The 25,153-nt window shown below is 66.9% G+C and carries 22 protein-coding genes; 13 read left to right on the forward strand and 9 right to left on the reverse strand.

Going from position 1 to position 25,153, the window contains the following annotated elements:
• The first annotated feature begins 108 nt into the window (after nucleotides 1-108).
• Both Q376_RS0115045 and Q376_RS0115050 read left to right on the forward strand, forming a co-directional pair.
• Entirely contained in the window at nucleotides 109-2,250 is a 2,142-nt protein-coding gene (locus Q376_RS0115045; RefSeq protein ID WP_052365352.1) for a TonB-dependent siderophore receptor, read from the forward strand.
• A gap of 56 nt (nucleotides 2,251-2,306) precedes the next feature.
• Complete coding sequence (locus tag Q376_RS0115050; protein WP_211266688.1) at nucleotides 2,307-3,029, forward strand: pyridoxamine 5'-phosphate oxidase family protein; 723 nt, start codon at nucleotides 2,307-2,309, stop codon at nucleotides 3,027-3,029.
• A gap of 62 nt (nucleotides 3,030-3,091) precedes the next feature.
• Here the strand turns inward: Q376_RS0115050 and Q376_RS0115055 are convergent, their stop codons facing one another.
• The 7 genes from Q376_RS0115055 to Q376_RS0115085 form a co-directional block, all read right to left on the reverse strand.
• On the reverse strand, nucleotides 3,092-3,910 hold the full coding sequence (locus Q376_RS0115055; RefSeq protein ID WP_027351002.1) for an HAD-IIA family hydrolase: 819 nt from the start codon (nucleotides 3,908-3,910) through the stop codon (nucleotides 3,092-3,094).
• A 140-nt stretch (nucleotides 3,911-4,050) separates the two neighbouring features.
• The gene (locus Q376_RS0115060; protein ID WP_027351003.1) at nucleotides 4,051-5,010 is read right to left on the reverse strand and encodes an ABC transporter permease; all 960 of its coding nucleotides are present in this window, start codon (nucleotides 5,008-5,010) and stop codon (nucleotides 4,051-4,053) included.
• Nucleotides 5,000-6,499, reverse strand: coding sequence for a sugar ABC transporter ATP-binding protein (locus Q376_RS0115065; protein WP_027351004.1), 1,500 nt, complete (start codon nucleotides 6,497-6,499; stop codon nucleotides 5,000-5,002). The genes Q376_RS0115060 and Q376_RS0115065 overlap by 11 nt, the downstream gene beginning before the upstream one ends.
• A gap of 52 nt (nucleotides 6,500-6,551) precedes the next feature.
• Entirely contained in the window at nucleotides 6,552-7,505 is a 954-nt protein-coding gene (locus tag Q376_RS0115070) for a substrate-binding domain-containing protein (protein ID WP_027351005.1), read from the reverse strand.
• A gap of 289 nt (nucleotides 7,506-7,794) precedes the next feature.
• Complete coding sequence (locus Q376_RS0115075) at nucleotides 7,795-9,075, reverse strand: FAD-dependent oxidoreductase (RefSeq protein WP_052365354.1); 1,281 nt, start codon at nucleotides 9,073-9,075, stop codon at nucleotides 7,795-7,797.
• Between the two features lie 50 nt (nucleotides 9,076-9,125).
• On the reverse strand, nucleotides 9,126-10,616 hold the full coding sequence (locus Q376_RS0115080) for an amidase (protein WP_027351007.1): 1,491 nt from the start codon (nucleotides 10,614-10,616) through the stop codon (nucleotides 9,126-9,128).
• A 21-nt stretch (nucleotides 10,617-10,637) separates the two neighbouring features.
• On the reverse strand, nucleotides 10,638-12,230 hold the full coding sequence (locus tag Q376_RS0115085; protein WP_043448113.1) for an ABC transporter substrate-binding protein: 1,593 nt from the start codon (nucleotides 12,228-12,230) through the stop codon (nucleotides 10,638-10,640).
• Between the two features lie 169 nt (nucleotides 12,231-12,399).
• Here Q376_RS0115085 and Q376_RS0115090 point away from each other — a divergent pair, with 169 nt between their 5' ends.
• Both Q376_RS0115090 and Q376_RS0115095 read left to right on the forward strand, forming a co-directional pair.
• Nucleotides 12,400-13,323 carry a LysR family transcriptional regulator gene (locus Q376_RS0115090; RefSeq protein ID WP_027351009.1) on the forward strand — a complete coding sequence of 308 codons (924 nt, stop codon included), beginning with the start codon at nucleotides 12,400-12,402 and terminating at the stop codon, nucleotides 13,321-13,323.
• Between the two features lie 109 nt (nucleotides 13,324-13,432).
• On the forward strand, nucleotides 13,433-13,924 hold the full coding sequence (locus tag Q376_RS0115095) for a DUF421 domain-containing protein (protein ID WP_027351010.1): 492 nt from the start codon (nucleotides 13,433-13,435) through the stop codon (nucleotides 13,922-13,924).
• 49 nt (nucleotides 13,925-13,973) lie between these two features.
• On the opposite strand, the gene Q376_RS22920 is transcribed toward Q376_RS0115095, so the two are convergent.
• Nucleotides 13,974-14,327, reverse strand: a complete 354-nt coding sequence (locus tag Q376_RS22920; RefSeq protein WP_081803586.1) for a DUF3817 domain-containing protein — start codon at nucleotides 14,325-14,327, stop codon at nucleotides 13,974-13,976.
• Nucleotides 14,328-14,538: 211 nt separating this feature from the next.
• Between Q376_RS22920 and Q376_RS0115105 the strand changes: the two genes are divergently transcribed.
• Nucleotides 14,539-15,186, forward strand: coding sequence for an SDR family oxidoreductase (locus Q376_RS0115105; protein ID WP_027351011.1), 648 nt, complete (start codon nucleotides 14,539-14,541; stop codon nucleotides 15,184-15,186).
• Between the two features lie 46 nt (nucleotides 15,187-15,232).
• On the opposite strand, the gene Q376_RS0115110 is transcribed toward Q376_RS0115105, so the two are convergent.
• Nucleotides 15,233-15,907, reverse strand: coding sequence for an FCD domain-containing protein (locus Q376_RS0115110; protein WP_027351012.1), 675 nt, complete (start codon nucleotides 15,905-15,907; stop codon nucleotides 15,233-15,235).
• Nucleotides 15,908-16,066: 159 nt separating this feature from the next.
• Here Q376_RS0115110 and Q376_RS0115115 point away from each other — a divergent pair, with 159 nt between their 5' ends.
• Genes Q376_RS0115115 through Q376_RS0115150 form a run of 8 tightly spaced genes read left to right on the forward strand, consistent with a single transcriptional unit; the run spans nucleotide 16,067 to nucleotide 25,140 of the window.
• Nucleotides 16,067-17,575: an ABC transporter substrate-binding protein gene (locus Q376_RS0115115; protein ID WP_043448116.1), complete on the forward strand. Its 1,509-nt coding sequence runs from the start codon at nucleotides 16,067-16,069 to the stop codon at nucleotides 17,573-17,575.
• Nucleotides 17,576-17,610: 35 nt separating this feature from the next.
• Complete coding sequence (locus Q376_RS0115120; RefSeq protein WP_211266689.1) at nucleotides 17,611-18,420, forward strand: ABC transporter permease; 810 nt, start codon at nucleotides 17,611-17,613, stop codon at nucleotides 18,418-18,420.
• A 4-nt stretch (nucleotides 18,421-18,424) separates the two neighbouring features.
• Nucleotides 18,425-19,342, forward strand: coding sequence for an ABC transporter permease (locus Q376_RS24940; protein WP_027351015.1), 918 nt, complete (start codon nucleotides 18,425-18,427; stop codon nucleotides 19,340-19,342).
• Nucleotides 19,339-20,679, forward strand: coding sequence for a M20/M25/M40 family metallo-hydrolase (locus tag Q376_RS22925; RefSeq protein ID WP_155834374.1), 1,341 nt, complete (start codon nucleotides 19,339-19,341; stop codon nucleotides 20,677-20,679). Before Q376_RS24940 ends, Q376_RS22925 begins: the two co-directional genes overlap by 4 nt.
• Before the next feature lie 24 nt (nucleotides 20,680-20,703).
• Nucleotides 20,704-21,714: a 1-aminocyclopropane-1-carboxylate deaminase/D-cysteine desulfhydrase gene (locus Q376_RS0115135; protein ID WP_027351016.1), complete on the forward strand. Its 1,011-nt coding sequence runs from the start codon at nucleotides 20,704-20,706 to the stop codon at nucleotides 21,712-21,714.
• Complete coding sequence (locus tag Q376_RS0115140) at nucleotides 21,711-22,715, forward strand: ornithine cyclodeaminase family protein (protein WP_043448122.1); 1,005 nt, start codon at nucleotides 21,711-21,713, stop codon at nucleotides 22,713-22,715. The genes Q376_RS0115135 and Q376_RS0115140 overlap by 4 nt, the downstream gene beginning before the upstream one ends.
• A complete protein-coding gene (locus Q376_RS0115145) occupies nucleotides 22,712-23,533 on the forward strand; it encodes a sulfurtransferase (RefSeq protein ID WP_043448124.1) in 822 nt (273 codons plus the stop codon). The genes Q376_RS0115140 and Q376_RS0115145 overlap by 4 nt, the downstream gene beginning before the upstream one ends.
• Complete coding sequence (locus Q376_RS0115150) at nucleotides 23,530-25,140, forward strand: dipeptide ABC transporter ATP-binding protein (protein ID WP_027351018.1); 1,611 nt, start codon at nucleotides 23,530-23,532, stop codon at nucleotides 25,138-25,140. The genes Q376_RS0115145 and Q376_RS0115150 overlap by 4 nt, the downstream gene beginning before the upstream one ends.
• Nucleotides 25,141-25,153 lie beyond the last annotated feature (13 nt).

Raw genomic sequence — 25,153 nt, forward strand, 5'->3', positions numbered from 1 at the left:
CCGCTCGCCTGGACGCTCGATGGAGAGCGATCCACTGCGCGCCGATGACCGGATCCAACGACAGTGATCGAAAGCTGGAAATTCAATTCAGGGGATTTTTTTCAACCGATGGAACCGATTTCAAAACGTCTGGCCATCTGCTCGGCAGGTCTGTTCGGCGGACTGCTGGGAGTATCCGCGGCCGTAGCCCAGGAGACCTCCGATGTCGCCCAGCTGCCGACCCTCCGCGTCAGCGGGAGCTACGGTGGCACTGGAGCCACGAGCTACCGCGCGGGCTACAGCTCGACCGGCGACAAGATGGAGGTCCCCTACCTGCAGCAGTCTCGGACCGTCGATACCGTCTCCGCCCAGGTGATCGAGGATCAGGCGCCGCAGACCATGGAGGACATGATCAAGTTCGTCCCCGGGATTGCGGTGGGCAACAACTTCGGTGGCACCCAGGATGGCCTGCTCAAGCGTGGGTTCGGCAACACCGATGACGGCGGTACCTTGCTCGACGGAGTACGAATGCCGGTCGGGCGCAGCTTCCAAGCGGTCACCACCGAGCGGGTCGAGTTCCTCAAGGGGCCGGCGTCGCTGTTCTACGGTATGCAGGAGCCCGGTGGGGTGATCAATGTGATCACCAAGAAGCCGCTGTACCAGTGGCAGCGTATCCTCGGCGGGAACTTGAGCAGCCACGGCGGGGGAGACGCCTATTTCGACGTCACCGGTCCGCTGAAGGATACCGGCTGGGCGGTACGGGTAATTGGGCAGGGCAAGAACGAGGACTACTGGCGCAATTTCGGTGAGAACAAGCAGCAGCTGTTCGCCCCGTCGCTCTCCTACGAAGGGGAGGATCTCTCCTTCCTGCTCGCTTATCAGTATCTCGACTACGACAACACCCTCGATCGCGGCGCGGTGATCCAGGATGGCCACTACGTCGGCAGTCGCGACAAGCGCCTGGACGAACCCTGGACGGCATCGAAAGGCATACGCCAGGTGGTCTCCTCGACTACCGAGTACCGGTTCGACCAGGATACGCGAGTGAAGCTGACGCTCGGCTGGAACCAGGACCACTACAACGACTACCAGGCCGATCCGCGCGGCTACAATACCGAGACCGGTGAGCTGAGCCGCCGTTTCCGGCGCAATACCGGCGCTGACCGGGAAAACGTCTACGTCGCGTTGGACTGGATCGCCTCGCGGCAGTGGCTCGACATGGAGCACGAACTGCTGGTCGGGGTCGATTACGACCTGCGCCGGGACGTCTCGGGGGATTTCATCGATGGCCCGGTGGTGGGCGGGTTCTTCCCCGACCATCCCGAATATGGACGGCTCGATCCCGAAGGCCCGGTCAATCCGAACAATAGCGATAACTACCAGCGGATAAGTGGCAATGCGTTCTACTTCAAGGACAACATCCACCTGAATGATCGATGGATCCTTGCCCCCGGGCTTCGCTATCAGCACTACGACGTCAAGATCGGCGGCCACCAGCCGTTCGTGGTCAGCACCGACGAAAGCGATGCCAAGCTGCTGCCATTCATCGGGCTGGTCTACCAAGCGCGCAGCGATCTGTCGCTGTACGCCAACTACAGTCAATCCTACCGGCCCAACGAGTTCACCCCGGGCAGTACGGTCGAGGGCAGCTACGAGCCGGAGACCGGACGCCAGTACGAGATCGGCGCGAAGTACGACAGCGGCGGCTGGACCACCCAGCTGGCGCTGTTCGATATCCGCAAGGAGAACGTCCAGCAGGTCGCCGGCGAGGACGATGCCGGCAACACCCTCCAGCGGCTCGCGGGCGAGGTGAGTTCGCGCGGTATCGAGTGGAGCCTGAGCGGTGAGCTCAGTGAGGACTGGAGCCTGATCGCCAACTACGCCTACACCGATGCCAAGGTCGAGAAGGATACCCCGCAGACCGAGGGCAACCAGCTGTTCAACGTGCCGAAAAACGCAGCCGGCGCCTATCTCGCCTACGACCTGCCCGCCGAGGTGCTGGACGGTCGCATGCGCATCGGCGCGGGAGCCCGCTACGTCGGCAAGCGCTACGGCAACCTGGACAACTCGTTCACGCTGCCCGCCTATACCTCGGTCGATGCCTTCGTGTCGTGGAAAACGCCGCGGCTGCTGGGCAACGAGACCTCGCTGCAGCTGAACGTCACCAACCTTACCAATCGTGAATACTTCGTCTCCTCCGGTGGCAACCCGAACCGGGTGTCCTGGGGAGAGGACCGCACCCTGCGGCTCAAGGGCGAAATCCGCTTCTGATCAATGGGTCTGGCGCGGCCCATGCCGGCCGCGCCTTCCTCCATCGTTCTGCTAGAGTGAACATCGACCTTCGCGAACTGGCCGAACCCTCGATACCCACCATCCTAGCGCTGGCCAGCGCGCTGATTTCCCAGCGACGGAGTCATCGGGAGGAGAGCATGTCGATCATCCGCGATATCGCCGAGTTGGAGGCGATCTATGGCGTGCTCGGCGAGGTGGCGGCGGCCTCCACCGCCAAGGTGTCGAGCCGTATCACGCCGCAGTACCAGCGCTTCATCGAGCGCTCGCCCTTTGTCGCCCTGGCGACCGCGGGCCCCGAGGGGCTCGACTGCTCGCCTCGTGGCGACAAGCCGGGGTTCGTGCGGGTCGCTTCGCCCGACAGGCTGCTGCTGCCGGACCGGCGCGGCAACAATCGGATCGACAGCCTGCGCAACGTGGTGCGCGATCCGAGGGTTGGGCTTATGTTCCTGATCCCGGGGATCGGCAACGCGATCCGGGTCAACGGCCGCGCGCAGCTCGATACCGATCCGGCGCTGCTCGCTTCCTTCGCGGTGGAGGAGAAGGCGCCGCGCTCGGTGATGGTGATCGAGGTCGAGGAGGTCTATTTCCAGTGCGCCCGCGCCTTGATTCGCGCCGGGCTATGGCAGTCGGAAAGCCACGCCGACCCGAGCACCCTGCCGACTCCAGGCGAGATCCTCGCCGAACTCAGCCAGGGCGAGATCGGCGGGGAAGAGTACGACCGCAGCTGGGCCGAGCGAGCGCGCAAGACGATGTGGTGATCGCGGCGTCTTTCGTGCCTCCCGCCTCGCCTGGACCCAGCCCAACACCTGAGTTCATCCGCTCAGCCGTTCTTCGCTTGCGCCTTCTCCGCTTTGGTGGCTTTGCCGTCCTTGTCGAGCAGGTCGGCCACTGAGTCGAGCACCTCCTTGGGCCGGAAGGGGTAGCGCTCGATCTCGGCCCGGTCGGCGATCCCACTGAGCACCAGCACGGTATGCAATCCGGCCTCGATGCCGGCGACCACGTCGGTGTCCATGCGGTCGCCGATCATCCCGGTGCCGTCGGAGTGGATACCGAGCTTGTTCAGCGCGGAGCGGAACATCATTGGGTTGGGTTTGCCGACGATGTACGGGGTGCGGTGGGTGGCGTGAGTGATCAGTGCGGCGACCGCGCCGGTGGCAGGCAGTGGCCCTTCGGCGCTGGGGCCGGTGGCATCGGGGTTGGTGGCGATGAAGCGGGCGCCTTTGTTGATCAGGCGGATCGCCTTGGTGATCGCCTCGAACGAGTAGGAGCGGGTCTCGCCAAGCACCACGTAGTCCGGGTTGGCATCGGTCATGATGAAGCCGGCTTCGTGGATCGCGGTGGTGAGCCCCGCCTCGCCGATCACGAACGCGGAGCCGCCGGGGGTTTGGTCCTTGAGAAAGGCGGCGGTGGCCAGTGCCGAGGTCCAGATCCGGTCCTCGGGGACGTCGAGGCCGCTGTAGCGCAGCCGGGCGCTCAAATCGCGCGGGGTGTAGATCGAGTTGTTGGTCAGCACCAGGAAGGGGGTGCCACGCTCCTGCCATTGCTGGATCAGCTCGGCAGCGCCGGGAATCGCCTTGTTCTCATGGACCAGCACGCCGTCCATGTCGGTTAGCCACGACTTGATGTTGCGTTCGCTCACTCTCGAATCTCCCGATGGGGCCACGCCGAGCCTGGGCGCCCGGCCGTCGGCCTTGAGTGTAGCAAAGTCGCAGGGCGGGTCTTGAGCTCGGAGCGAGCGCGATGCGCCGTGCGTTGCACCGGCTCGCTCGGTCGGGACTCTCATTCACGCTTGAAATAGCGCCGCGAGATCGCGTCGAGCGAGATCGCCAGCACCACGATCGCCCCGCTGACCATCGATTGCCAATACGGCGAGATGCCGAACAGCACGATGATGTTCTCGATCACGCCGATGATCGCCGCGCCGAAGATCGCCCCCAGCGGGGTGCCGATGCCGCCAGTAGTGGGCACGCCGCCGATCACCGCCGCTGCGATCGGGCCGAGCACCCAGGAGTCGCCGATCGACGGCTGGGCGGAGCCGAGCCGGGCGACCATCAGCATCCCGGCCAGCGCGGCGAGAAAGCCTGCGAAGGCGAACACACCGACCCGCACCCGGTCGACATGGATGCCGAGCATCCGCGCGGCGGGGGCGTTGCTGCCGACCGCGTACATGTAGCGGCCGAACGGGGTCTTCAAGGTGATGAACGAGGCGATGGCGAGGAACACCAGCATGATCCAGAACGGTATTGGCAGGCCCAGCCAGCGTCCGGTGCCGAGAAAACCGATCGAAGAGGGGATGCCGGTGATCGCCACGCCCCGGGTCAGTACCAGGTTGAGGCCGCCATAGACCCCGGCCATGCCGATCGTCAGCACCAGCGAGGGCAGTCGCAGCAGGGTGACCAGCAGTCCATTGACCAGCCCGAACAGCGCACCGATCAGCAGGCAGAGGGCGAAGGCGAGCCAGGGCGGCAGGCCGACCTGGACCATCAGGATGCCGCCGATCACCCCGCAGAAGCCGCCGATGGCGCCGAGCGACAGGTCGAGCTCTCCGAGGATCATCAGCATCGACTGGGCGATGGTGATCAGGCCGATGAACGCCAGCGAGCGCGCGATGATCATCATGTTGTAGCTGGTGAGGAAGTTGGGCGAGAGCAGGCTTGCGACCAGGACGATGATCGCCAGCACGGCGATCACGCCGCTCAGCGGATTGAGCACCATGAACCCCATCATCCTACGCAGCATGATCGTCCCTCCGTTGTCCGTGGATGGCGGCGACCAGCGCGCTGCTGCTGGCGTCGGTGATGTCGAACTCGCCGCTGACCCGGCCTTCGTACATGGTCACGATGCGGCTGGCGCAGCGCTTGAGCTCCTCCATTTCCGACGACACCAGCACCACGCCCACCCCGCGCTCGGCGAGTGCCTTCATCAGCCGGTAGATCTCCATCTTGGTGCGCAGGTCGATGCCTTTGGTGGGCTCGTCGAAGATCAGCACCCGAGGCGCGCAGGCCATCGCCCGGCCGATGATCGCCTTCTGCTGGTTGCCGCCGGAGAGCAAGGCGATGTTCCTCGCCATCGTCGGGGTCTTGATCTCGTAGTCGGCGATGATCCTGGCCACCTCGCGGCGCTCGCGCCCGGCGTCGATCACGCCCCAGCGGCTGGTATCGCGCAGCAGCGCCATGCCGATGTTGCGGCGCACGCTTTGGCCGGGAAAGATGCCGTGGTACTTGCGCTCCTCGGAGAGATAGAAAAGCCCATGGGCCACCGAGTAGTGCGGGTCGCCCAGCCGCCACGGCTCCCCGGCGAGCGTGGCGCGTCCGGCGCGGGCGGGGAGGAAGCCGAACAGTGTCTGCATCACTTCCGAGCGCCTGGCGCCGACCAGGCCGGCGAAGCCGAGAATCTCACCGCGGCGCAGCTCGAACGAGACCTCTTCGAAACCCTGGCCGCAGAGCCCTTCCACTTTCAGCAGGACGTCGCCGAGCGGACCCTCGGGCTGCATCCGCGCGGTGATGTCGACCTCCTGGCCCGACATCAGCGTCACCAGTTCGCGATGATCGAGCTCGCCGACCGCTCGGGTGGCGATCTTGCGTCCATTGCGCAGCACGCTGATCACATCGCTGATCTCGAACATCTCGTCGAACTTGTGCGAGATGAATACCACCGCGCAGTTCGCCGCGATCACGTCGCGCACCACCTCGAACACCCTCGCCACCTCGGTGTCGGTCAGCGAGGAGGTCGGCTCGTCGAGGATCAGCACCTTCATCGTCTCCTGGGTGCAGGCGCGGGCGATCTGCAGCAGCTGCTGATCCGAGATCGAGATGTCGCGTACCTTGTCGCTCGGCTGCGCGGCGATCTTGAAGCGCTCGAGCCAGGGCCGCGTGCGCGCTTCGAGTCCGCGCCGGTCGAACAGCCAGCGGCCGGCATGGGAGCGGGAGAACGGCATGAACAGGTTCTCCGCCACGCTCAGGTTGGTGAACAGATTGATCTCCTGCGGCACGTAGGCGATGGTCTTGAACAGCGCGCGGTCCTGCTGCGGATCGCGGCCGTCGATCAGCACCCGGCCCTGGGTCGGCCGCTCGGTGCCGGTGAGGATCTTCACCAGCGTCGACTTGCCCGCGCCGTTCTCCCCCGCCAGGGTGTGCACCTCGCCGAGCGAGAGCTCGAGGCTCACCCCATCGAGCGCCTTGACCCCGGGAAACTCCTTGCCCACTCCTTCGACACTCAGATAGGCCATCGCTCGACTCCTCCCCGGGCGCGGACCAGCGGCCTGGTCCGCGCGGTGGCGCTCACTGCATGAAGGATTCGACGTTGTCTGGGGTGATCATCACGTTGCCGGTGTCGATGTGGTTCGGTGTCAGCGCGCCGGTGGCCTGCTGCCACATGTTGATCACCGACCAGTAGCCCTGCATCGTCGGGCGCGAGGCCGATGAGGAGTCGGCGACGCCCTCCTGGATCAGCACCAGCATCTGGTTGAGGTCGTCGAGGCCGACCAGCTGGACCTCGCCAACCTTGCCGGCCTCCTTGATCGCCTGGCCGATGCCTACCGGCCCGGCGGCATCGGCGGCGACCCAGCCGTCGAGGTCGGGATTCGCCTGCATGATCGCCGAGGCCTGCTGCTGCGCGGTGTTGATGTCGTCGTTGTCGACCCCGGTGGCGACTACCTCGATGCCGTCGTGGGCGTCGAACGTGGCCTGTGCGCAGCGCGCGCGCTCGGCGTGGTTCGGCGCGGTCGGCACACCCATCATGATCGCTACCTTGCCCTCGCCGCCGAGCAGCTCGATCAGCCGATTGGCGGCCATGTTGGCCTGCTCGCAGAAGTCGCTGCCGACGGTGGTGAGGCTCATCCCCTCCGGATTGATCGAGTCGAACAGGGTGACCGGGATGCCCTGTTCCGCTGCCTCCTCGAGCACCGAGCGGTTGCCGCTCGGGTCGAGCAGGTCGACGATGAGGCCGTCGGGGCGCGTCGAGATCGCCCGCTCGATGATCTCGTTCTGTTCGGCGACGCTGGCGCTCTGGGGCGCCGAGTACTGGATCTCCACCTTGGAGCCGCTCTGCGCCTCGATCGCCGCGGCCGCCTGCTGGGCGCCCTGGTTGACCTTGTCGAACCAGGGATGGACCACCTTGGGCACCAGCACGAAGCGGTAGCCGTCGGCTTTCTGCTGGCCAGGGCCCTCCTGGGCGAACGCGGGCGTGGCGAACAGTGCGCCGGCGAGCAACAGCGGGATGATTCGACTCTTCATGGCAACCTCCGCGGCGACGAGAGATGGGGCGCTTGGTGCGGCACCACCTGCCTTTTTCATATGCTTGTGCATCGATCATATGAATGGGCGTTCGATCAGACATAAACGCCATGGCCGCGTCGATCACAACGTAGACTTTGGTCAGCGGAAGGGGCTCACCTGCAATATCGCTGGCTTCCGGGCACAGGGATACGCTTAAGGTATTAGATCATTTGGTGATCATTTGATCGAAAGCGCAGGGTTGGAAAGGTACAGGATTAGACAGGCGCAGGATTGAAAACGAGCGGCGCTAGAGCAGCCGCTCGACCTTGTAGGGGGTGGGATCGAGATAAGGCTGCTCGCCGAGGATCAGCTCGGCGAGCAGTCTTCCGCTCGCCGGTCCCAGGGTGAAGCCTTGATGCGCATGGCCGAAGTGGAACCACAGCCCGCGATGGCGCGGAGCGGGGCCGATCACCGGCAGCATGTCGGGGGTGCAGGGGCGGTTGCCGAGCCAGGGCGTCTGTTCGAGCGCGGTGGTGAGCGGCAGCAGCCGACGAGCGATACGTTCGGCCTTGACCAACTGCACCGGCGAGGAGGGCGCGCCGAGCTGGGCGAATTCGGCGCCGGTGGTCAGCCTCAGTCCGCGCGCCATCGGCGCGAGCATCACCCCGTTGTCGGTGTCGAGCAGCGGCATCTCGAGCGTCGGGCCGTCGCTCGAATAGTGGCGGTGATAGCCACGCTTGACGAACAGCGGCAGACGATAGCCGAGCTGGCTGGTCAGCTGCGCCGACCAGGGACCGAGCGCGACCACCGCTTGGGCGGCCGCTATCGGCCCATCGACGGTATCGACCCGCCAGCCGCCGTTCTCGCTACGCAGCGTGGCGGCATCGCCCTCGGCCAGGCCGCCGCCGAGACGCCGGTAGAGTTCGGCATAGTGCTCCACCAAGGCGCCTGGGTCGCGCACCGTCCACGGCTGGGTCCAATGCACCGCGCCGGCGAGGCGCTCGCGCAGCGCGGGTTCGGCGCTCGCCAGCGCATCGGCATCCAGCGCCTGGTAGGTGACGCCGAAATCCCGCTCCAGCCGCTGGGCGTCCTCGAGCTCGCGCTCGAGTAGCGCCGGGTTGCGAAACGCCTGGCGCCAGCCGCGCTGCTGGATCAGCGCGGAGGCGCCCGAGCGCTCGATCAGCGGCGCGTGTTCGTCGACCGAGTGCGCGATCAGGCGCGCATAGGCCTCGACCGCGCGCGGATAGCGCCGCGGCGCTGAGCTCCACCAGTAGCGCGCCAGCTGGGGCGCGAGCCTCGGCAGTGCGTTCAAGTGGTAGTTGACGTCGACGCCGCCCTTGCGCACGACCTTGAGGATCGCAGCCAAACTGCGCGGGAAGGCATAGGGCTCGACCGCTTCGCGCTGAATGATCCCGGCGTTGCCGTACGAGGTCTCGAGCCCCGGTGCCCGACGGTCGACCAGGATCACCTCGGCACCGCGCAGGCGCAGCTGCAGCGCGGTGCAGACACCGATCATCCCGGCACCGAGTACGATCACTTCAGGCTTGGCCACTTCGCTATCTCCTTGCGCCCGCTCGGCGGCGATCATCGTTGGCTCCACCTTCGCATCGACCGTGAGCGCTGCGCAAACGGAACTTCTCAGCCAAAACCGTAGAAATCCGCGCTCTCGCTCAGTCGCGGTGCGCGGGTGAGCGCGGCGATGTCGGGGCGCGGTGCGGCGAGTTCGGGGTCCCCGGCGCACAGCCGCTCGAGCGCCTGCGCGAAGCCGAGGGTGGCGAGGTCTTCGCCGCGGCGGCCGATGATCTGGAGCCCGAACGGCAATCCCTGCTCATCGAGCCCGAGCGGCAGGCTGATCGAGGGATGGCCGGCCAGGGTCGAGGCGTAGGCCATCCCCAGCCAGTGGTAATAGCTCTCGGTCGGTTGGCCGTCGATCTCGGTGGGATAGAGCTCGTGCCAGTCGCGTGGCGCGATGGTCACCGCGGGGGCGAGGATGAAGTCGTGATCATCGAAGAAGCGCTGCCAGCCACGGTACAGCGTGGTCTGCTGCTCGAGCGCACGGACCACGTCGAAGGCGTCGTAGCGCGCGGCCTCCTCGATGTTGGCGCGGATGTTGGGGCCGACCAGCTCCGGGCGCGCTTCGAGCAGCCGGCGGTGCGGGCCGGAGAACAGCAGCGCGCGCAGCACCGCGAAGGTGTCATCGGCGCCGGCGCAGTCGGGGTGGGTCCATTCGACCCGGGCGAACACCGAGGAGAAGCGGGCGAGCTTGGCGTCGAAGGTCGCACGCATCCGGCGCTCGGTCAGGGCGAAGCCGAAGTCGTGGGTCACCGCGATCCGGGCCGAGCAGAGATCGACGTTCGGCAGGCGGGTGAACGCCTCGGCCTGGTAATGGCCACGCCCTTCGACCACCGAGACCCAGGGGTCGCGGCGATCGGGGCGGATCATCTGCGAGAGCATCAGGCCGACGTCCTCGACGCAGCGGGCCATCGGCCCGCTGGTGGAGAGCGGCAGCAGCGCCATGCCGCGGCCGTGGCCCGGCACCACGCCAGGGGAGGGGCGAAAGCCGACCACGCCGCAGAACGCTGCCGGGTTGCGCAGGCTGCCGCCGGTGTCCGAACCGGTGGCGAGCGGGATCATCCCGCAGGCCAGCGCGGCGGCCGAGCCCCCGGAGGAGCCCGCCGCCGAGCGGCTCGGGTCGAAGGGGTTGCCGGTCGCTCCGTACACTGCGTTGCGGGTGTTGCCGCCGGCGCTCCACTCGGGATTGTTGCTCTTGCTCATCACGATGGCGCCGGCACTGCGCAGCTGGGCGACCATCGGGTCGTCGGCGCGGGCGACGTTGTCGGCATAGGCGGGGCTGCCGTAGGTGGTGGGCAGGCCCGCCACATCGACCATGTCCTTGACCGCCAGCGGCAGGCCGTGCAGCGCGCCGAGCGGCTCTCCGGCCTGGACCTGCCGCTCGGCCTCCCGAGCCGCTTCCTTCAGGCGCTCGAAATCGAGGCTGACCAGCGCGTTGACCGCCGGATTGACCGCTTCGACTCGCGCGATGCAGCTTTGCGCCAGCTCGACCGGCGAGAGCCGCTTGGTGCCGATCAGCCGGCGTGCCTGGCTGGCACTGAGATCACAGGGTTCCATCGGGGTATCTCCCTCGTCGGATCAGTCTTCTTGCTTGTCCAGCTGCCAGAATGCGGTCACTGGTCCGCTGAGCACGTTGTCGAGCGCACCGCGCCACGCCGCGACGTTACGGAACTGGCCGAGCGGGACGTAGATCACCTGGTCGAGCGCGTGACGCTGGACCCGCTCGCTGATATCGACGCGATCCGCTTCATCCTCGGCGCTGGCGAAGTCGGCACGCAGCTGCTCGAGCTCCGGGTCGGTGGGCCAGCCGAACCAGCTGCTCTCGCTGCCGCCAGCGGTGAGCAGCGAGTTGATCAACGGATTCCAGATGCTGTCGATGTTCGAATTGGTGATGAACAGGTTCCAACCGCCCTGCGCCGGCGCTGCTTGGCTCGCGCGGCGGCTGACCACGGTCTGCCAGTCCATCGGTTCGAGCTGGACGTTGAAGCCCGCCCGGCGCAGGGCGTCGGCGACCACCACCGGCTGGGGAGCGAGGGTGGCGACGTCGGTGGGCTGCAGGATCACCACCGGTGTGCCGTCGTAGCCGGCCTCTTCGAGCAGCTGGCGCGCGCCCTCGATATCGCCACCGCTGAGCAGCGTTTCGCCACCGCTCTCGGAGGCATAGGGTGTGCCGCAGCCGAAGACCGCCGCGCACGCCTGGTAGTAGCGCGGGTCGCCGATCAGCGCATCGAGTACGTCCTGCTGGCCGATGGCGAGCAGCGCGGCGCGGCGGATCCGTACGTCGTCGAAGGGCGGATGGAGGAAGTTCATGCGCGCCTCGATCTGCATCCCGAGCCGGTCGAGCACCTCGGTGTGGATGCCGTCCTGGTTCTCCAGCAGCATCAGCAGGTCGATCGGTGCGCGCTCGATGTAGTCGACGTCGCCGGAGAGCAGGGCGTTGATCGCGGTCTGGGCGTCGGGCATGTTGATCCACTCGACCCGGTCGACGTTGACCTGCTTGCCGCCGGCGGTGCCGTTGGCGGGCTCGCTGCGCGGCACGTAGTCGTCGAACTTCTCGTATACCACCTTGACCCCGGGCTGGAATTCATCGGCGACGAAGCGGAACGGCCCGGAGCCGATCTGCTCGGGGATCATCTCTCCGAACGGGGTCGAGGCCAGCCGCTCCGGCATCATGAAGGCGGGCACCGCCGAAGGCTTGGCGAGCAGGTTGAGCACTTCGCCGAAAGGGGTGTCGAGACGCAGCTCGAAGCTTTGATCATCGAGCGGGGTGAGCGCGGCGACCTTGGTCATCATCACCCGGCCTCCTGCGTCGTAGCTCGCCCAGCGCTTGATCGAAGCGATGCAGTCGGCCGCCGTCACCGGCGTGCCGTCATGCCATTTGAGATCCGGGCGCAGGGTGAAGGTGTAGGTGAGGCCATCGTCGGAGACCTGCCAGTCGGCCATCTGCGGTCGCGGCTCGAGCTGGTCGTCGACCCCCAGCAGGGTGTCGAACACCATGTAGCCATGGTTGCGCACGATGGTCGCGCTGCTTGCCACCGGATCGAGGGTGCGCAGCGCGGAATGCATCACCGTGCGCAGGGTAGTGGCTTCGGCGGGCAGGGAGATCAGCAGCGTGATTGCCGCGACGGGCAGCCAGCGCCGCCAGGCACGGGGGAAAAACAGTGATGACATGTTCGGGCTTCCTATCTTGTGATTGGAGTCGAAGCTCGGTGTTCCGCCGCAGGTAATGAAGCGAGCGCGGTGGAGGATTTGATCCTAGCGAGATCGCGGGTATTGTCGTTAGATCAATTTGGACACTCCCCCGTTGCCTGCACGGCAATGCCTGCGACGAGGATGCAAGATGGACACGCGATCGCTCCAAGAGACCGCGCTGCGCTATTTCCTCGAGGTGGTCAAGCACGGCTCGATCAACCGGGCGTCGGCGCAGCTGAACGTCGCGCCCTCGGCGATCAGTCGCCAGATCTCGCGGCTCGAGCAAGATCTCGGTGCCCGGCTGTTCGAGCGCAGGGCCAAGGGCATGGTGCCCAGCGGCGCCGGCGAGCTGCTCGCGACGCACGTGCGCCGCGAGCGTCTCGAGGCCCAGCGGTTGATGGAGGAGATCGCCGCGCTCGAGGCGCGTCAGATCGGCAGGATCCGGCTCGCCAGCGTCGAGGGCATGTCGATCGATTTTCTCCCTCACTTGGTCCGGCTGTTTCTCGCCGACCACCCAGGGGTCAACGTCGATTTGCACAGCTGTGCGGTCGAGGAGGTCACTCGGCTGGTCAGCGAAGGCGAGGTCGATATCGGCTTCACCAACAATCACCGGCCGCGACGCGAGGTACGGGTCGAGGCGCGTGCCGCGGCGCCGATTCATGCGCTGGTCGCCCGCGACCACCCATTGGCCAGCCGCGAGAGACTCGCGCTCTCCGATATCGTCGATTATCCGCTGGCGCTGCCCCATGGCCACACCTCGGTTCGCCAGCTATTCGACCTGGCCTGCGCGCGGCAAGGCGTACTGTTCGAGCCGGTCTTCACCAGCAACTATCTCAATGCCTTGATCCACTTCGCCCTCGACGGTGGCGGCATTGCGCTATGCGCCGAGCTCACCGTGCGCCATCGTACCGACGCCGAACGCTATCGAGTGATTCCGATCGATGAGACGGAGCTCGGCGCCCGCTTCATCGAGATTCTCACCCTTGCCGGCAGGACGCTGCCGGCCGGGGTCGCCGCGTTCGTCGAGCTGGCGCGCGCAAGCTTCAGCGCCGCGGCGCCTCGAGCGGGCTGAAAGGGTGGCAGCCAGGGCCGGCCTGGACGGCGGCCCGATCGGTGCGGGAAGGCGGACTACACTGCGAAAACATCATCCGCTGCGGCCGCGTTCGCCAAGAGGAGCCGTCATGCTCGCCAATCTCACCCAGATGTTCGCCATGGACGTCTCGCCTTGGCAGATGATCCTGCGTGGGACGCTGATGTACTGGTTCATTTTCCTCCTGCTGCGCATCGCCGGGCGGCGCGACATCTCATCGATCGGGGTGGGCGATCTGCTGGTGCTGATGCTGATCACCGACTCGGCGGGCAATGTGATCACCGGCAATACGGACTCCTTCAGCGCAGGGGCAATCGTGGTCGCGACCCTGGTGTTCTGGGCGGTGGCGATCGATCGTATCGGCTACTTCTTTCCCCCGCTGCGCCACTGGCTCACCCCTTCGCGCACCTGCCTGGTCAGGGATGGCGTGATCCAGCGCCGCGGGCTGAGGCATGAGTACATCACCCCCGAGGAGCTGCGCGCTGAGGCGCGGCTCAGCGGCTTCGAGGAGCTGGAGCAGATCAAGCTGGCCTTCATGGAGTCCAACGGCCGGATAAGCTTCATCGAACGCAAGCGCTCCTGAGCGCGATCCTGCTGGCGCGGACCCGAGGTCTCATCGGTGGCGTCGAGCGCTAGGCGTTCGTTTCGGCCTGCTTGCGCTTGAGCTGGCGGATCGAGAACCAAGCGCCGAAAGGGATGAAGGCGGCGATGACCAGGCGCGCGATCTCGCCGGCCCGCCAGCCGCCCCCGGCATAGGCATGGAGCACCAGGGCGAGATAGCCGAGGAAGGCGACGCCGTGTACCGGGCCAATCAGCGAGACGGCGCCGGGCAGCCCGGCGAGGTGCTTGAGCGGAACGGCGACCAGCAGCAGGGCCACCAGGGTGGTGCCTTCGATCAGCGCGGCGAGACGCAGGCGGCGCAGGCGAGCCGGTGCGAGGCCGGCCTGCGGCTGGCGGCGGGTCGGGTCCGAGGGGGTGTCTTGCATGTCTGGTCCTTGGGCGATGTGGGCGAAGAGGCCGATTGTAGCCCAGGCACACACCGCCGGATCGGGATTCACTCCAGCCGGCCTGGGCCAGACCCCGTGCCCAAGCGCTGGCTCACCCATACTGAGGCTGTAGATCCGCGCGAGGGCCGATCGATTTTCGCCAGGGCGCTCTATGCTGAAGCGTCACTCTGGCGCAGAGGAGGATTTCGCCATGAAGACCCTGGTCATTGGTGCCGCCGGCCAGATCGGCCAGCAGATCGTCGCCCAACTGCACACCCAGTCCAACCACACCCCCATCGCGCAGGTCAGGCGCACCGAACAGCTCGAACGCTACCATCGCCGCGGCATCGAGGCCCGGCGAGTGGACCTTGAGGACGACGTGGCCGCGCTCTGCAAGGGAATGCGTGGCTGTGACGCGGTGATCTTCAGCGCAGGCTCCGGCGGCGCCACCGGCTTCGACAAGACCCTGCTGATCGATCTCGACGGCGCGGTCAAGTGCATGGAAGCCGCGAGCGCCTGCGGCATCCAGCGCTTCGTGATGATCAGCGCCTTCGGCGCCGACCACCGGGAGGATTGGAACCCGGAGATCAAGCCCTACTACGTCGCCAAGCACTACGCCGACCGCCTCCTGCTGGCGAGCGGCCTCGACTACACCATCATTCGCCCCGGGCGCCTCACCGACGAGCCCGCCAAAGGCCGGGTCGGCACCGAGCCCGGCGCCGACGGCGAGCGCAGCATTCCCCGCGCCGACGTCGCCCAGGTCGCAGTCGCGGTGCTCGACGCCGACAATGCCCGTTGCAAAGCGTTCGACCTGGTCAGCGGTACGCGGTCGATCGATGCATTGATTCGTAGCCTGTGAACGGCGCCCAGACGGGCGCCAGCCTGCCCGGTGCAAAGCGTGCGATCTACTGGCCGAGTCGCTCCAGGATGATCTCGGTACCCTCGCGCACCGCCTTGCCGATCAGCGTCGCCGCTGCCTTGCTGTCGTGCGCGCGTAGCGCACTGACCAGCTTGTCGTAGTTGTGGGCTTCGAACGGATTGTCTTCGTCGATCGGGAAGATGTGGTGCAGACAGGGTCCGACCCTGAGCCATAGCTGCTCGATCTGGGCCATCAGTATCGGCATTTGCGCCGCTTCGTAGAGGCAGAAGCGAAATTCCCGATTGAGCTTTAGTGCCTCTGCGCTCCTACCGCGCCGCCGCGCCGCCTTGTAGCGCTCGTCCAGCGACGCCAGCTGATCGATGCGTTGGGTATCGATCGCCCTGGCGGCGTGCGAAGTCGCCAGGCTTTCGATCGCTTCGCGTATCAGCGCGATCTCCGCGTACTGTGCCCGTGTGATCACCGGCACCTGGAATGACTGGGCCGGGCTGATCTCCAGGGCGCCGTACGCGACCAGCTTGAGCAGTGCTTCGCGTACCGGCGTCGGACTGACATCCAGCTGGGCGGCGAGGTCCTTGGCCACCAGCCGTTCACCGGGAAGCAGTTTGCCTTCGATCAGCGCTTGCTTGAGCGTGCGCTCGACGTAGCCGCTCAGGCCGCCTTTGGGCGCCTGGGCGAACCTGCCTGTATTCGGTCGTTCCATGTTGATCCTTGCTTAAAGCAGCTGCCGCCGGAATCGATGGTTTCCGGCGCTAAAGTAACTTGTGATGGCATCGAAATACAGAATATATTCTGTATCGAAGCCAGCGCGTCGTTCCCCACCACCCCGTTCGCACCCTCTATTTCCTGGAGGCTCGATAGCATGCATTCCCCCTTTGGATGGATCAGGTGGCTGGCGTTTTGCCTGCCGATCGCGCTGGTGTCGGTGCCGGACCATGCTCGGGCCAGCGAGCTCACCATTGCCCAGGCCACCGCGCCAGCGGCGCTCGATCCAGGTTTCCTGCGCGAAGCGGCGACGCTGGTCGACAACGTATTCGATACCTTGGTGATGCGCGACGACCAGATGCGCCTGGTGCCGGGTTTGGCCACCGAATGGCGGGTGGTGGACGAGCAGACGTGGGAGTTCGAGCTGCGTCCCGGGGTCAAATTCCACAACGGCGAGCCGTTCGATGCCGAGGCGGTCAAGTTCACCTTTGATCGGATCCTCGACCCCGCCGCCAATGCGCCGACGATCAGCTATGTGCGCACCATCTCCGAGGTCGAGATCGTCGACGCCGATACCGTCCGCTTCCATACCACTGGGGCCGATCCGCTGCTGCCGTCGCGGCTCAGCCGCTATCCGGCCTACATCGTCCCGCCTGGCTACCTGCGAGAGGTCGGCGAGCAGGAGTTCGCCTCCGCGCCGGTGGGGACGGGCCCCTATCGGGTGGCTGAGTTCGTGCGTGACGACCATCTGACCATGGTCGCCAACCCCGATTACTGGCGGGGCGCCCCACAGGTGGAACGCGTGGTCTGGAGGCCGATTCCGGAAGCCACCGCCCGGGTGGCCGCTTTGCTCTCGGGAGAGGTCCAGCTGGCTGAAAGCATCCCAGCGGACCTGGCCCAGCTGATCGAGTCGAATCCCGAACTGCGCCTGGATCGGGTCGAGAACGGTGGGCTCACCCTCTATCTCGGACTCAAGAGCGACGAGCCCCCGCTCGACGATCCGCGGGTCAGGGAGGCGCTGTCGCTCGCGATCGATCGTCAAGCGGTGGTCAGCCGCCTGCTGCGAGGGTTCGCCACCGTGCATGGCAGCCAGGCCAGCCCGCTCGATCATGGCTATCTAGAGCTTCCGGCTCCGGGCTACGACCCTGAGCGCGCTCGGGAGCTGCTGGCGGAGGCGGGCTATGGCGATGGCTTCGAGATTCGTATGCAAGCGCCACGCCGCTACAACGCGAGCGCTGAAGTGGGGCAGTACCTGGCCCAGGCCTTCGGCCAGATCGGGGTGAAGGTTTCCCTCGAGATCCCCGAGTGGTCGGTCTACACCCAGCAGGTGCCGGCGGGAAGCCAGGCTCCGATCTACATGCTGGGCTGGGGATCCACCCAGACACTGGATGCCGACGCGGCGCTCTATCCCATCCTGCGCTCCGGCGAGCCTTACTCGACCGTGCGCGACGCCGAACTCGACCAGCTGCTCGACCGCAGTCGCCAGATGCTCGACGAGCAGCAGCGCGTCGAGCTGCTCGCGGCGGTGCAGCAGCGAGTGGTCGACCAGCGCCTGCTGCTCACCCTCTACCAGGAAGACAGCCTCTACGGCGTCGCCAACGGTGTGCGCTTCGAAGGCCGGGCCGATGCGCGCATCCCGCTGTTCGACTTGGGCTTCGATCGATGAGGGGGGCGCTGACGCTCATGCTGCGCCGGCGGGAGATGGACCTATGGCTGAGCGGTGGCTTGCTGGGGTTGATCGCGCTGGTCACGCTGGTCGGCCCGTGGCTTTGGCCGCTGGATCCGCTGGAGGCGGACCTGCTCTCGAGCTTCTCGCCCCCGCTGTCGTCGAGCGGCGATGCATGGCATCCGCTCGGCACCGACCAGCTCGGCCGCGATCTGCTCGCCCGTCTGCTTGAGGGTGGCCGGTTGTCGGTGGCGATCGTCCTCTGCGCGGGAGTGATCTCGCTGGTGATAGGTACGACGGTGGGCATGCTCGCCGGCTACTTCGGCGGCTGGGTCGATGCGCTGATCATGCGTCTGGTCGACATCCAGTTGGCGATTCCCTTCATTCTTCTCATCCTGCTGCTGGTGTCGGTGATCGGCCCGGGCATCGGCAATCTGGTCGCGGTGCTTGGGCTCACCGGTTGGGCGATCTATGCGCGGGTCGCGCGGGCGCGCACCCTCGAGCTGCGTGAGCTCGAGTACATGGAGGCGACCAAGGCGCTGGGCCTGCCGCTTTACCGGACGCTGTTGCGACACCTGCTGCCCAACCTGTTCGGCGCCCAGCTCGTGCTGCTCACCCTCGATCTGCCGCGCCTGGTGGTGCTCGAGGCGTCGGTGGGTTTTCTCGGCATGGGCATCCAGCCGCCGGCGCCGACCCTGGGCAACCTGATCGGCGAAGGACGCTCCTACCTGCTGGTCGCCGATTGGCTGGTGATCTGGCCGGGCGTGCTGATCGCAGCGCTGGTGGTCGGGTGCAACTTCTTCGGTGATGCCTTGGCGCGTCGCTATCGGATCAGGCCGAGGTGATGACTTGAGCGCGCGCTACGTAGTTCATCGATTGCTGCAGTCGCTGCTCGTGATGCTGGGCGTCACCGTAGTGGTGTTCTATGCGCTGCACCTCGGCGGTGATCCGGCCGCACTGATGCTGCCCCCGGAGGCGAGCTTCGAGGAGATCGCAGCCTTTCGCCATGCAATGGGCTTCGACCGTCCGCTTTGGGTGCAGTACATCGATTACCTGTCGCGCCTCATGCAAGGCGACTTCGGTGTCTCGCTGCGCTTCCAGCGCCCGGTGCTGGAGCTGATCGTCGAGCGCCTTCCCGCCACCTTGCTGCTGGCGCTGGCGGCGCTGAGCTGGAGCACGCTGCTGGGTTTCTTCCTCGGCGTCGTCGCGGCGCTGCGCCCTGGCAGCGCGATCGACTTCTTCGCTCGCTGCATTGCGCTGATGGGACAGGCGCTGCCGGTGTTCTGGCTCGGCCTTGTGCTGATTCTGCTCTTCTCGCTGCACTGGCGTCTGCTGCCCACCGGCGGATATGGCGAACTCCGGCATTTGATCCTGCCCGCGGTGGCGTTGGGCGCCTACTACATGAGCGCGGTGACCCGGCTGGTGCGCGACAGCCTGATCGACGCGCTGGGGCAGGATTACGTGCGCACCGCCCGGGCCAAGGGGTTGTCCGAATGGCGAGTGATACGCCGCCATGCCCTGCGCAACGCGTTGATTCCCGTGGTCACGGTACAGGCGATGGAGTTCGCGGCGCTGCTGGGCGGCGCCTTGATCACCGAGGTGATCTTCTCCTGGCCTGGGATCGGCCGCCTGGCGGTGCAGGCCATACAGAATCGGGATCTGCCGCTGGTGCAGGTGATCGTGCTGTTCGCCGCGGCGGTGTTCGTGCTGGTCAACCTGTTGGTCGATCTGCTCTACGCGCTGCTCAATCCGAGGATACGCCTTTGAACACGGCGGCACGGCTGAGGGCGCAGGTGCTCGAGCTGCTCGATGAATGGACGCCGATCCACTCGGTGGCGGGTGATCGCGAGGGGTTGACCCGCATGGCGCGCTGCCTGGAGGAGCATCTCTCCACCGTTCTGGGCGCCACCATCGTGGATGAAGGGCGCCAAGCGTTTCCGCCGGTGGTCCATGCGCGTATCGATCTCGGCGCACCGGTCACCCTCCAGCTCTACAACATGTACGACGTGATGCCGGCGGACGAGTCGGGATGGCTGCTATCGCCGTTTCGCGGTGGCCTGGACCTCGATGCCCCGCGTCCGCGCTACATCGGCCGGGGGGCGGAGAACAACAAGGGACCATTGGCGGCGATGCTTGTCGCGGTGCGCCATCTGCTCGAGCAGGGCGGGCTCGGCGTCAATCTCGAGCTGCTCATCGAGGGAGAGGAGGAGAGCGGCAGCCGCAACTTGCGGAACTATCTCCGCGGCGACACGCCGGTGCGCCCGGCCGAGGCCACGCTCTTCCCATCGCTATGCGAATACGCAGGCGGCCCGCCGCGGGTCTATTACGGCTTCAAGGGCATCGCGCATGGGCGGGTCCGGGTGGAAGGCGGCGCCTGGGGCGGTCCGCGCCAGGCGATTCACTCGAGCAATTCACCGTGGATCGGCAATCCATGCTGGGAGCTGATCGAGGCGCTGGCGCCGCTGCGCGATGGAGCGCTGGGTGAAGTGGCGCTGCCCGCATCGCTGGTGCCGGTGTTCGATCAGCTGGCGGCGGGCTTCGAGCCCGAGCGCGAGCTCGAATTCCGCCATACCGAGCGTTTCTCCCTCCAGGGCGATCGCACGGCCTTGCTGCATCGCCTGCTGTGCGCCCACCAGCTCAACCTCAGCGAGCTTACCAGCCATCCACTCCCCGGTAAGGCGACCATTCCCGCGGTGGCCGAGGCGCGCTTCGACCTGCGGGTCGCTCCCGGTGCTGAAATTGCGCAGCTCCTCGATCGGGTCGAGGCCGCGATCCGGGCCCGCCCGGCTGCGGCCATCCAGCTCGATGAGTGCTTCCCCGGTATCGCGTTCAGCCCCGATGCCCCGGGTTTCCCGGAGCTCATCGCCAGCTACCGTGCAGCCGGGGTCGAGCCACTGTGCTGGCCGTGGTCGCCGGGTGCCGCGCCGGCCCATGCCTTCGCCAAAGTGAGCCGCGCCTTCGTGATCGGCGGGCTCGGCCGTGGGGGCAACGCCCATGGCATCGACGAATACGTCGAACTCGAAGGCATCGACCGGCTGGTCGCTTCGTTGACCGATTGGCTGGCGCGCTTCCCTGGCGCTTCCCCATCTCATCGCCAGTCCTGATACACCCCAAGGAGGGGTTACGCCATGGCTCTCAGCCACGAAGACTTCGCCCGCGTCGAGCTGGGCTTCCTACCCACCCCGATCGATGAGCTGCCGCGCCTCTCCGCTGCGCTCGGCGTCGATGTGCGCATGAAGCGCGACGACTACACCGGGTTTGGCGGCGGCGGCAACAAGGTGCGCAAGCTCGAGTACCTGCTCGCAGAGGCGCGTGCGGCCGGCGCCGAAGTGCTGATCACCACCGGTGGGCACCAGTCCAACCACGCCAGGATGGTCGCCGCGGCGGCGCGGCGCTTCGGCCTCGAGGCGGTTCTGGTGCTGCGCGGCAACGCACCGCAGCAGCGCGAGGGCAACCTGCTGCTCGACGAGCTGTTCGGTGCCACGATCGAGTACCTCGATCCCCAGGCCTACTTCGAGCAGGTCGAGCCGTGCATGCAAGCCCACGCTGAGCGGGCGAGGGAGCGAGGAAAGGTACCGTTCATCATCCCGTTGGGTGGCGCCACGCCGCTCGGTGCGCTGGGCTACGTGCGTGCGGTGGCCGAACTGGCCGAGCAGTACGCGCGGATGCAGTGGGCGCCGCCCGACATCGTGCTCGCGCCGGCGGGTTCCGGCGGGACGCTCGCCGGACTGATCGTCGGTGCCCAGCTCTACTGGCCGCAGACCAAGGTAATCGGGGTCAGCGTGAGTCGCGATGCCGCCTGGTTCCAGAGCCGGATCGCTGCGATGGCGAGCGACTGCGCCGAACTGCTCGAGCAGCCCCTGCGCTTCGCCGCTGAAGACATCCAGGTCGAGGACGGCTATGTCGGCCCCGGTTACGGTCTGCCCAGCGACGACGGGGTCGAGGCGATACATCGGCTGGCCAAGGATGAGGGGATACTGCTCGACCCGGTCTATACCGGCAAGGCGATGAGCGCGCTGATCGACCTGTGCGCCAAGGGGCGCATCGCCCAGGGGCAGCGAGTGCTGTTCGTCCACTGCGGTGGCAGCCCCGCGCTCTACCCCTTCTCGGAACGGTTGCTGGAAGGCCGGCGGCAATGACCACTCTGGGCGTGCGCTGCCTCGACCGTGCCCAGGTCATCTCCCTCGGGGGAGGGGATTTCGACGCCGCGATGGCGGATATCGTCGACGTCCTGGCGCTTTTCGAGGCCGGCCAGGCTCGCATGTCGCCCGAGTGCGTGCTGCCCCTGGCGGCCGACGACAGGCCCGGCTATGCCTATGGCCTACCGGCTTGGGTGGGCGGAAGGTTCGATGCGGTCGGGCTCAAGTGGAGCCTGCATCTTCCGCCCCAAAAGGTGGGTCGGCCCTCGTCCTACTCGACCACCTTGGTCAACCATCGCGATGGCAGGCCGCGTGGGCTGGTCGAGAGCGGCCTGCTGACGGCCGTTCGCACCGCGGCGGTCAGCGCGCTCGCGCTCGAGCACGCAGCGCCCGGCCCGCTCACCCGGGTGGCGGTGCTGGGGGCCGGGCTCCAGGCGCGTACCCACCTGTCGATGCTTGCCGAGTGCTTTCCCGGCATCGAGCGGGTGACGATATGGAACCGTACGCCGTCAGCGCTGGCGTGGGCCACCCAGCTCGCCTGGCCATTCGAGCTGGTGGTCGCCGCTGGCCTGGAAGAGGCATGCAAGGGTGTGGATGCGCTGCTGTGCTGCACCAACGCCGAACGCCCGCTGCTGGGCGAGGAGGCGGTGGCCGCGGGCCGGCTGGTGCTCCAGATCGGGCGCAACGAGGTCGGCTTCGCGGCGATCGAGCGTTTCGACGCCGTGCTGGTCGATCTCTGGGGCGAATTTCGTCTCACCAGCGCCAAGAGCCTGTTCCAGATGCACCGCGCAGGGCGTTTCGAACCAGCGCGTCTGGCCGCAACGCTTGCGGACCTGGTCGCCGGGCGCTGGCGACCCGTGCCGGGAAGCTCGGTCTATTTCTCGAGCTTTGGGCTCAACCTGTTCGACATCGCGCTGGCCGCCCGGCTGCTCGAGGCGGCGGAACGCCTCGAGGTGGGCGGCTGGCAGCCGCTTCTTACCCTGCCTGGAGAATCGCCATGAATAGCGCTCCTATCATCGCTGCCGCCCAGCTTGCCAGCCGCCTGGCTCACCCTGGCACGCTGCTGGTCGACGTGCGCTCGGCCGATGCATGGCGGGCCTCGACGCTGCCTGGTGCGGTGCATCTCGACGCCTACAGCGTATTCATCGATCGCAGCGATGACGCGGGAATCCAGCACCTGGTGGCCGCAGCAGCGCAGGCGCTGGCGGAGATCGGCGCTTTCTCCGCCACGCAAACCATCTATTTCGAAACCGCGACCGGGATGGTGTCGCCGAGGGCGCTGTGGTTCCACGAGCTGCTTGGCCTACCCAATGGGTGGATCCTCGATGGCGGCATCGATGCCTGGCATGCCATCGCCGGCGAGCTGGCCCCGGGGGCTGGCGCGAGCTCGGCGATCTCGCTCGATCACCGCGCCGTGGCACCTGCCAGCTGGCGGGCGGAGTCGATCGCAAGCTACGACGAGGTCGCCGCCGCCGACGGCATAGAGACGGCGGTGGTCGATGTGCGGCGTTTCAGCGAGTACCAGGGGGAGTTCGTGCATCCTTGCTGCGCTCGCGGTGGCCGGATTCCAGGCAGCGTGCACCTGTTCTGGGAGGACGTACTGCAAGGCGGCAGCTACCGCAGTCCGAGAGAGATTCTCGCCCGGGCCGCCGAGGCTGGGCTCGACCCCAGGCAGACGCTGATCCTCTATTGCCACCGTGGCGCGCGTGCCGCCACTGTATTCTACGCGCTGCGCATGGCGGGCTTTTCCAAGCTCAAGGTGTTCGTCGGCTCGTGGCACGAGTGGGCCGAGCGCGCGTCCGGAGTCGATTCCAGGTGAGTACATCGCTGCTGCGGGTCGAAGGCCTGGAGATCGGCGTCGATGGCGAGCACGTTGCGCTGGTCGGCGGTGTCGGCTTTCAGGTCGAGCCGGGGCGAACGCTCGCTTTGGTCGGTGAGTCGGGATCGGGCAAGACGCTCTCGGCCTTGTCGCTGGTGGGGCTACTGCCGAGTACGGTCAGGGTCCGAGCGGGGCGGATGACCTTCGACGATGAGGATTTCGCGCTCGACCGGCCGGCCACTCTCGCCAGACTGCGCGGAGCACGCATCGGTTTCGTCTTCCAGGAGCCGATGAGCGCGCTCAACCCGGTGCTGCGCATTGGCGAGCAGATCGCCGAGGTGCGCGTACGCCATTGTGGCGAGCAGTGGCGGCAGGCGCATCGCCAAGCGATACGCCTGCTCGAGCGTGTCGGCATCAACCAGCCGGAGCGGCGTGCGCGGCAGTACATCCATGAGCTCTCCGGCGGCATGCGCCAGCGGGTGATGATCGCGATCGCGATCGCCTGCGAACCGCGGCTGCTGATCGCCGACGAGCCCACTACCGCCCTGGACGTCACCTTGCAGCGCCAGCTGCTCGAGCTGATCGGCGAACTGCGCGATAGCCAGGGTATGGGGGTGCTGATGGTGACCCATGACCTGGGCGTGGTGGCCGAGGTCGCGGATCGGATGGTGGTGATGCGCAAGGGCGGGATCGTGGAGTCGGGCGAGGTCTCGGCGGTGCTCGCGTCTCCCGCCCATGACTACACTCGCGGGCTGATCGCCGCCCTTCCCGGCGGCAGCGCCTTCCCGACCCGGTCGCGGACGGATACCAGCGCGCTGGGCGAGCCGCTGTTGCAGGTGCGGGGCTTGAGCAAGAGCTACCCCGGGCGTCGCCGCTACTTCGGGCGGAGCGATGAGGTCCAGGTGCTGCACGCGGTCGATCTCGATATCCACCGTGGCGAGACGCTGGCGCTGGTCGGCGAATCGGGCTCGGGCAAGAGCACGCTTGGGCGCTGCGTGCTCAATCTCACTCCCGCGAGCGGTGGCAGCGTGACCTTCGATGGCATCGACGTGCTCAACGCCAGGGGCGTGCAGCGCCAGCGGCTGCGCCAACGCATGCAGGTGGTGTTCCAGGACCCCTTCGCCAGTCTCAATCCGCGCATGCGGGTGGGTGACGCGATCGAAGAGGTGATGCTGGTGCACGGCATCGCCAGGGGGGCACGAGCCCGCGATCGCGTCGGGGAGCTGCTCGAACTGGTAGGCCTCGATGCGCAGGCGGGCAGCCGCAGGCCCCACGCTTTTTCCGGAGGCCAGCGTCAGCGGCTTGCGATCGCGCGCGCCCTGGCGCTGGAGCCTGAGCTGCTGGTCGCCGATGAAGCGGTGTCGGCGCTGGATGCGACGGTGCGTGCCCAGGTGGTCACCCTGCTCGCCCGGCTGAGCGAGCAGCTGGGCCTGAGTATGCTGTTCATTACCCATGATCTCGGCCTGGCTCGTCATTTCGCTGATCGGGTGGCGGTGATGCAAGGCGGCCGGATCGTCGAGAGCGGTGACGCCGAGAGCGTGCTGAATGCTCCGCGGCACGCCTACACCGCCGCCTTGCTCGCGGCGGAGCCGCGCCACCCCGTCTGACGCGCGGTTCGCG

This window comes from Halotalea alkalilenta DSM 17697, assembly GCF_000621205.1.
Taxonomy (GTDB): Bacteria; Pseudomonadota; Gammaproteobacteria; order Pseudomonadales; family Halomonadaceae; genus Halotalea; species Halotalea alkalilenta.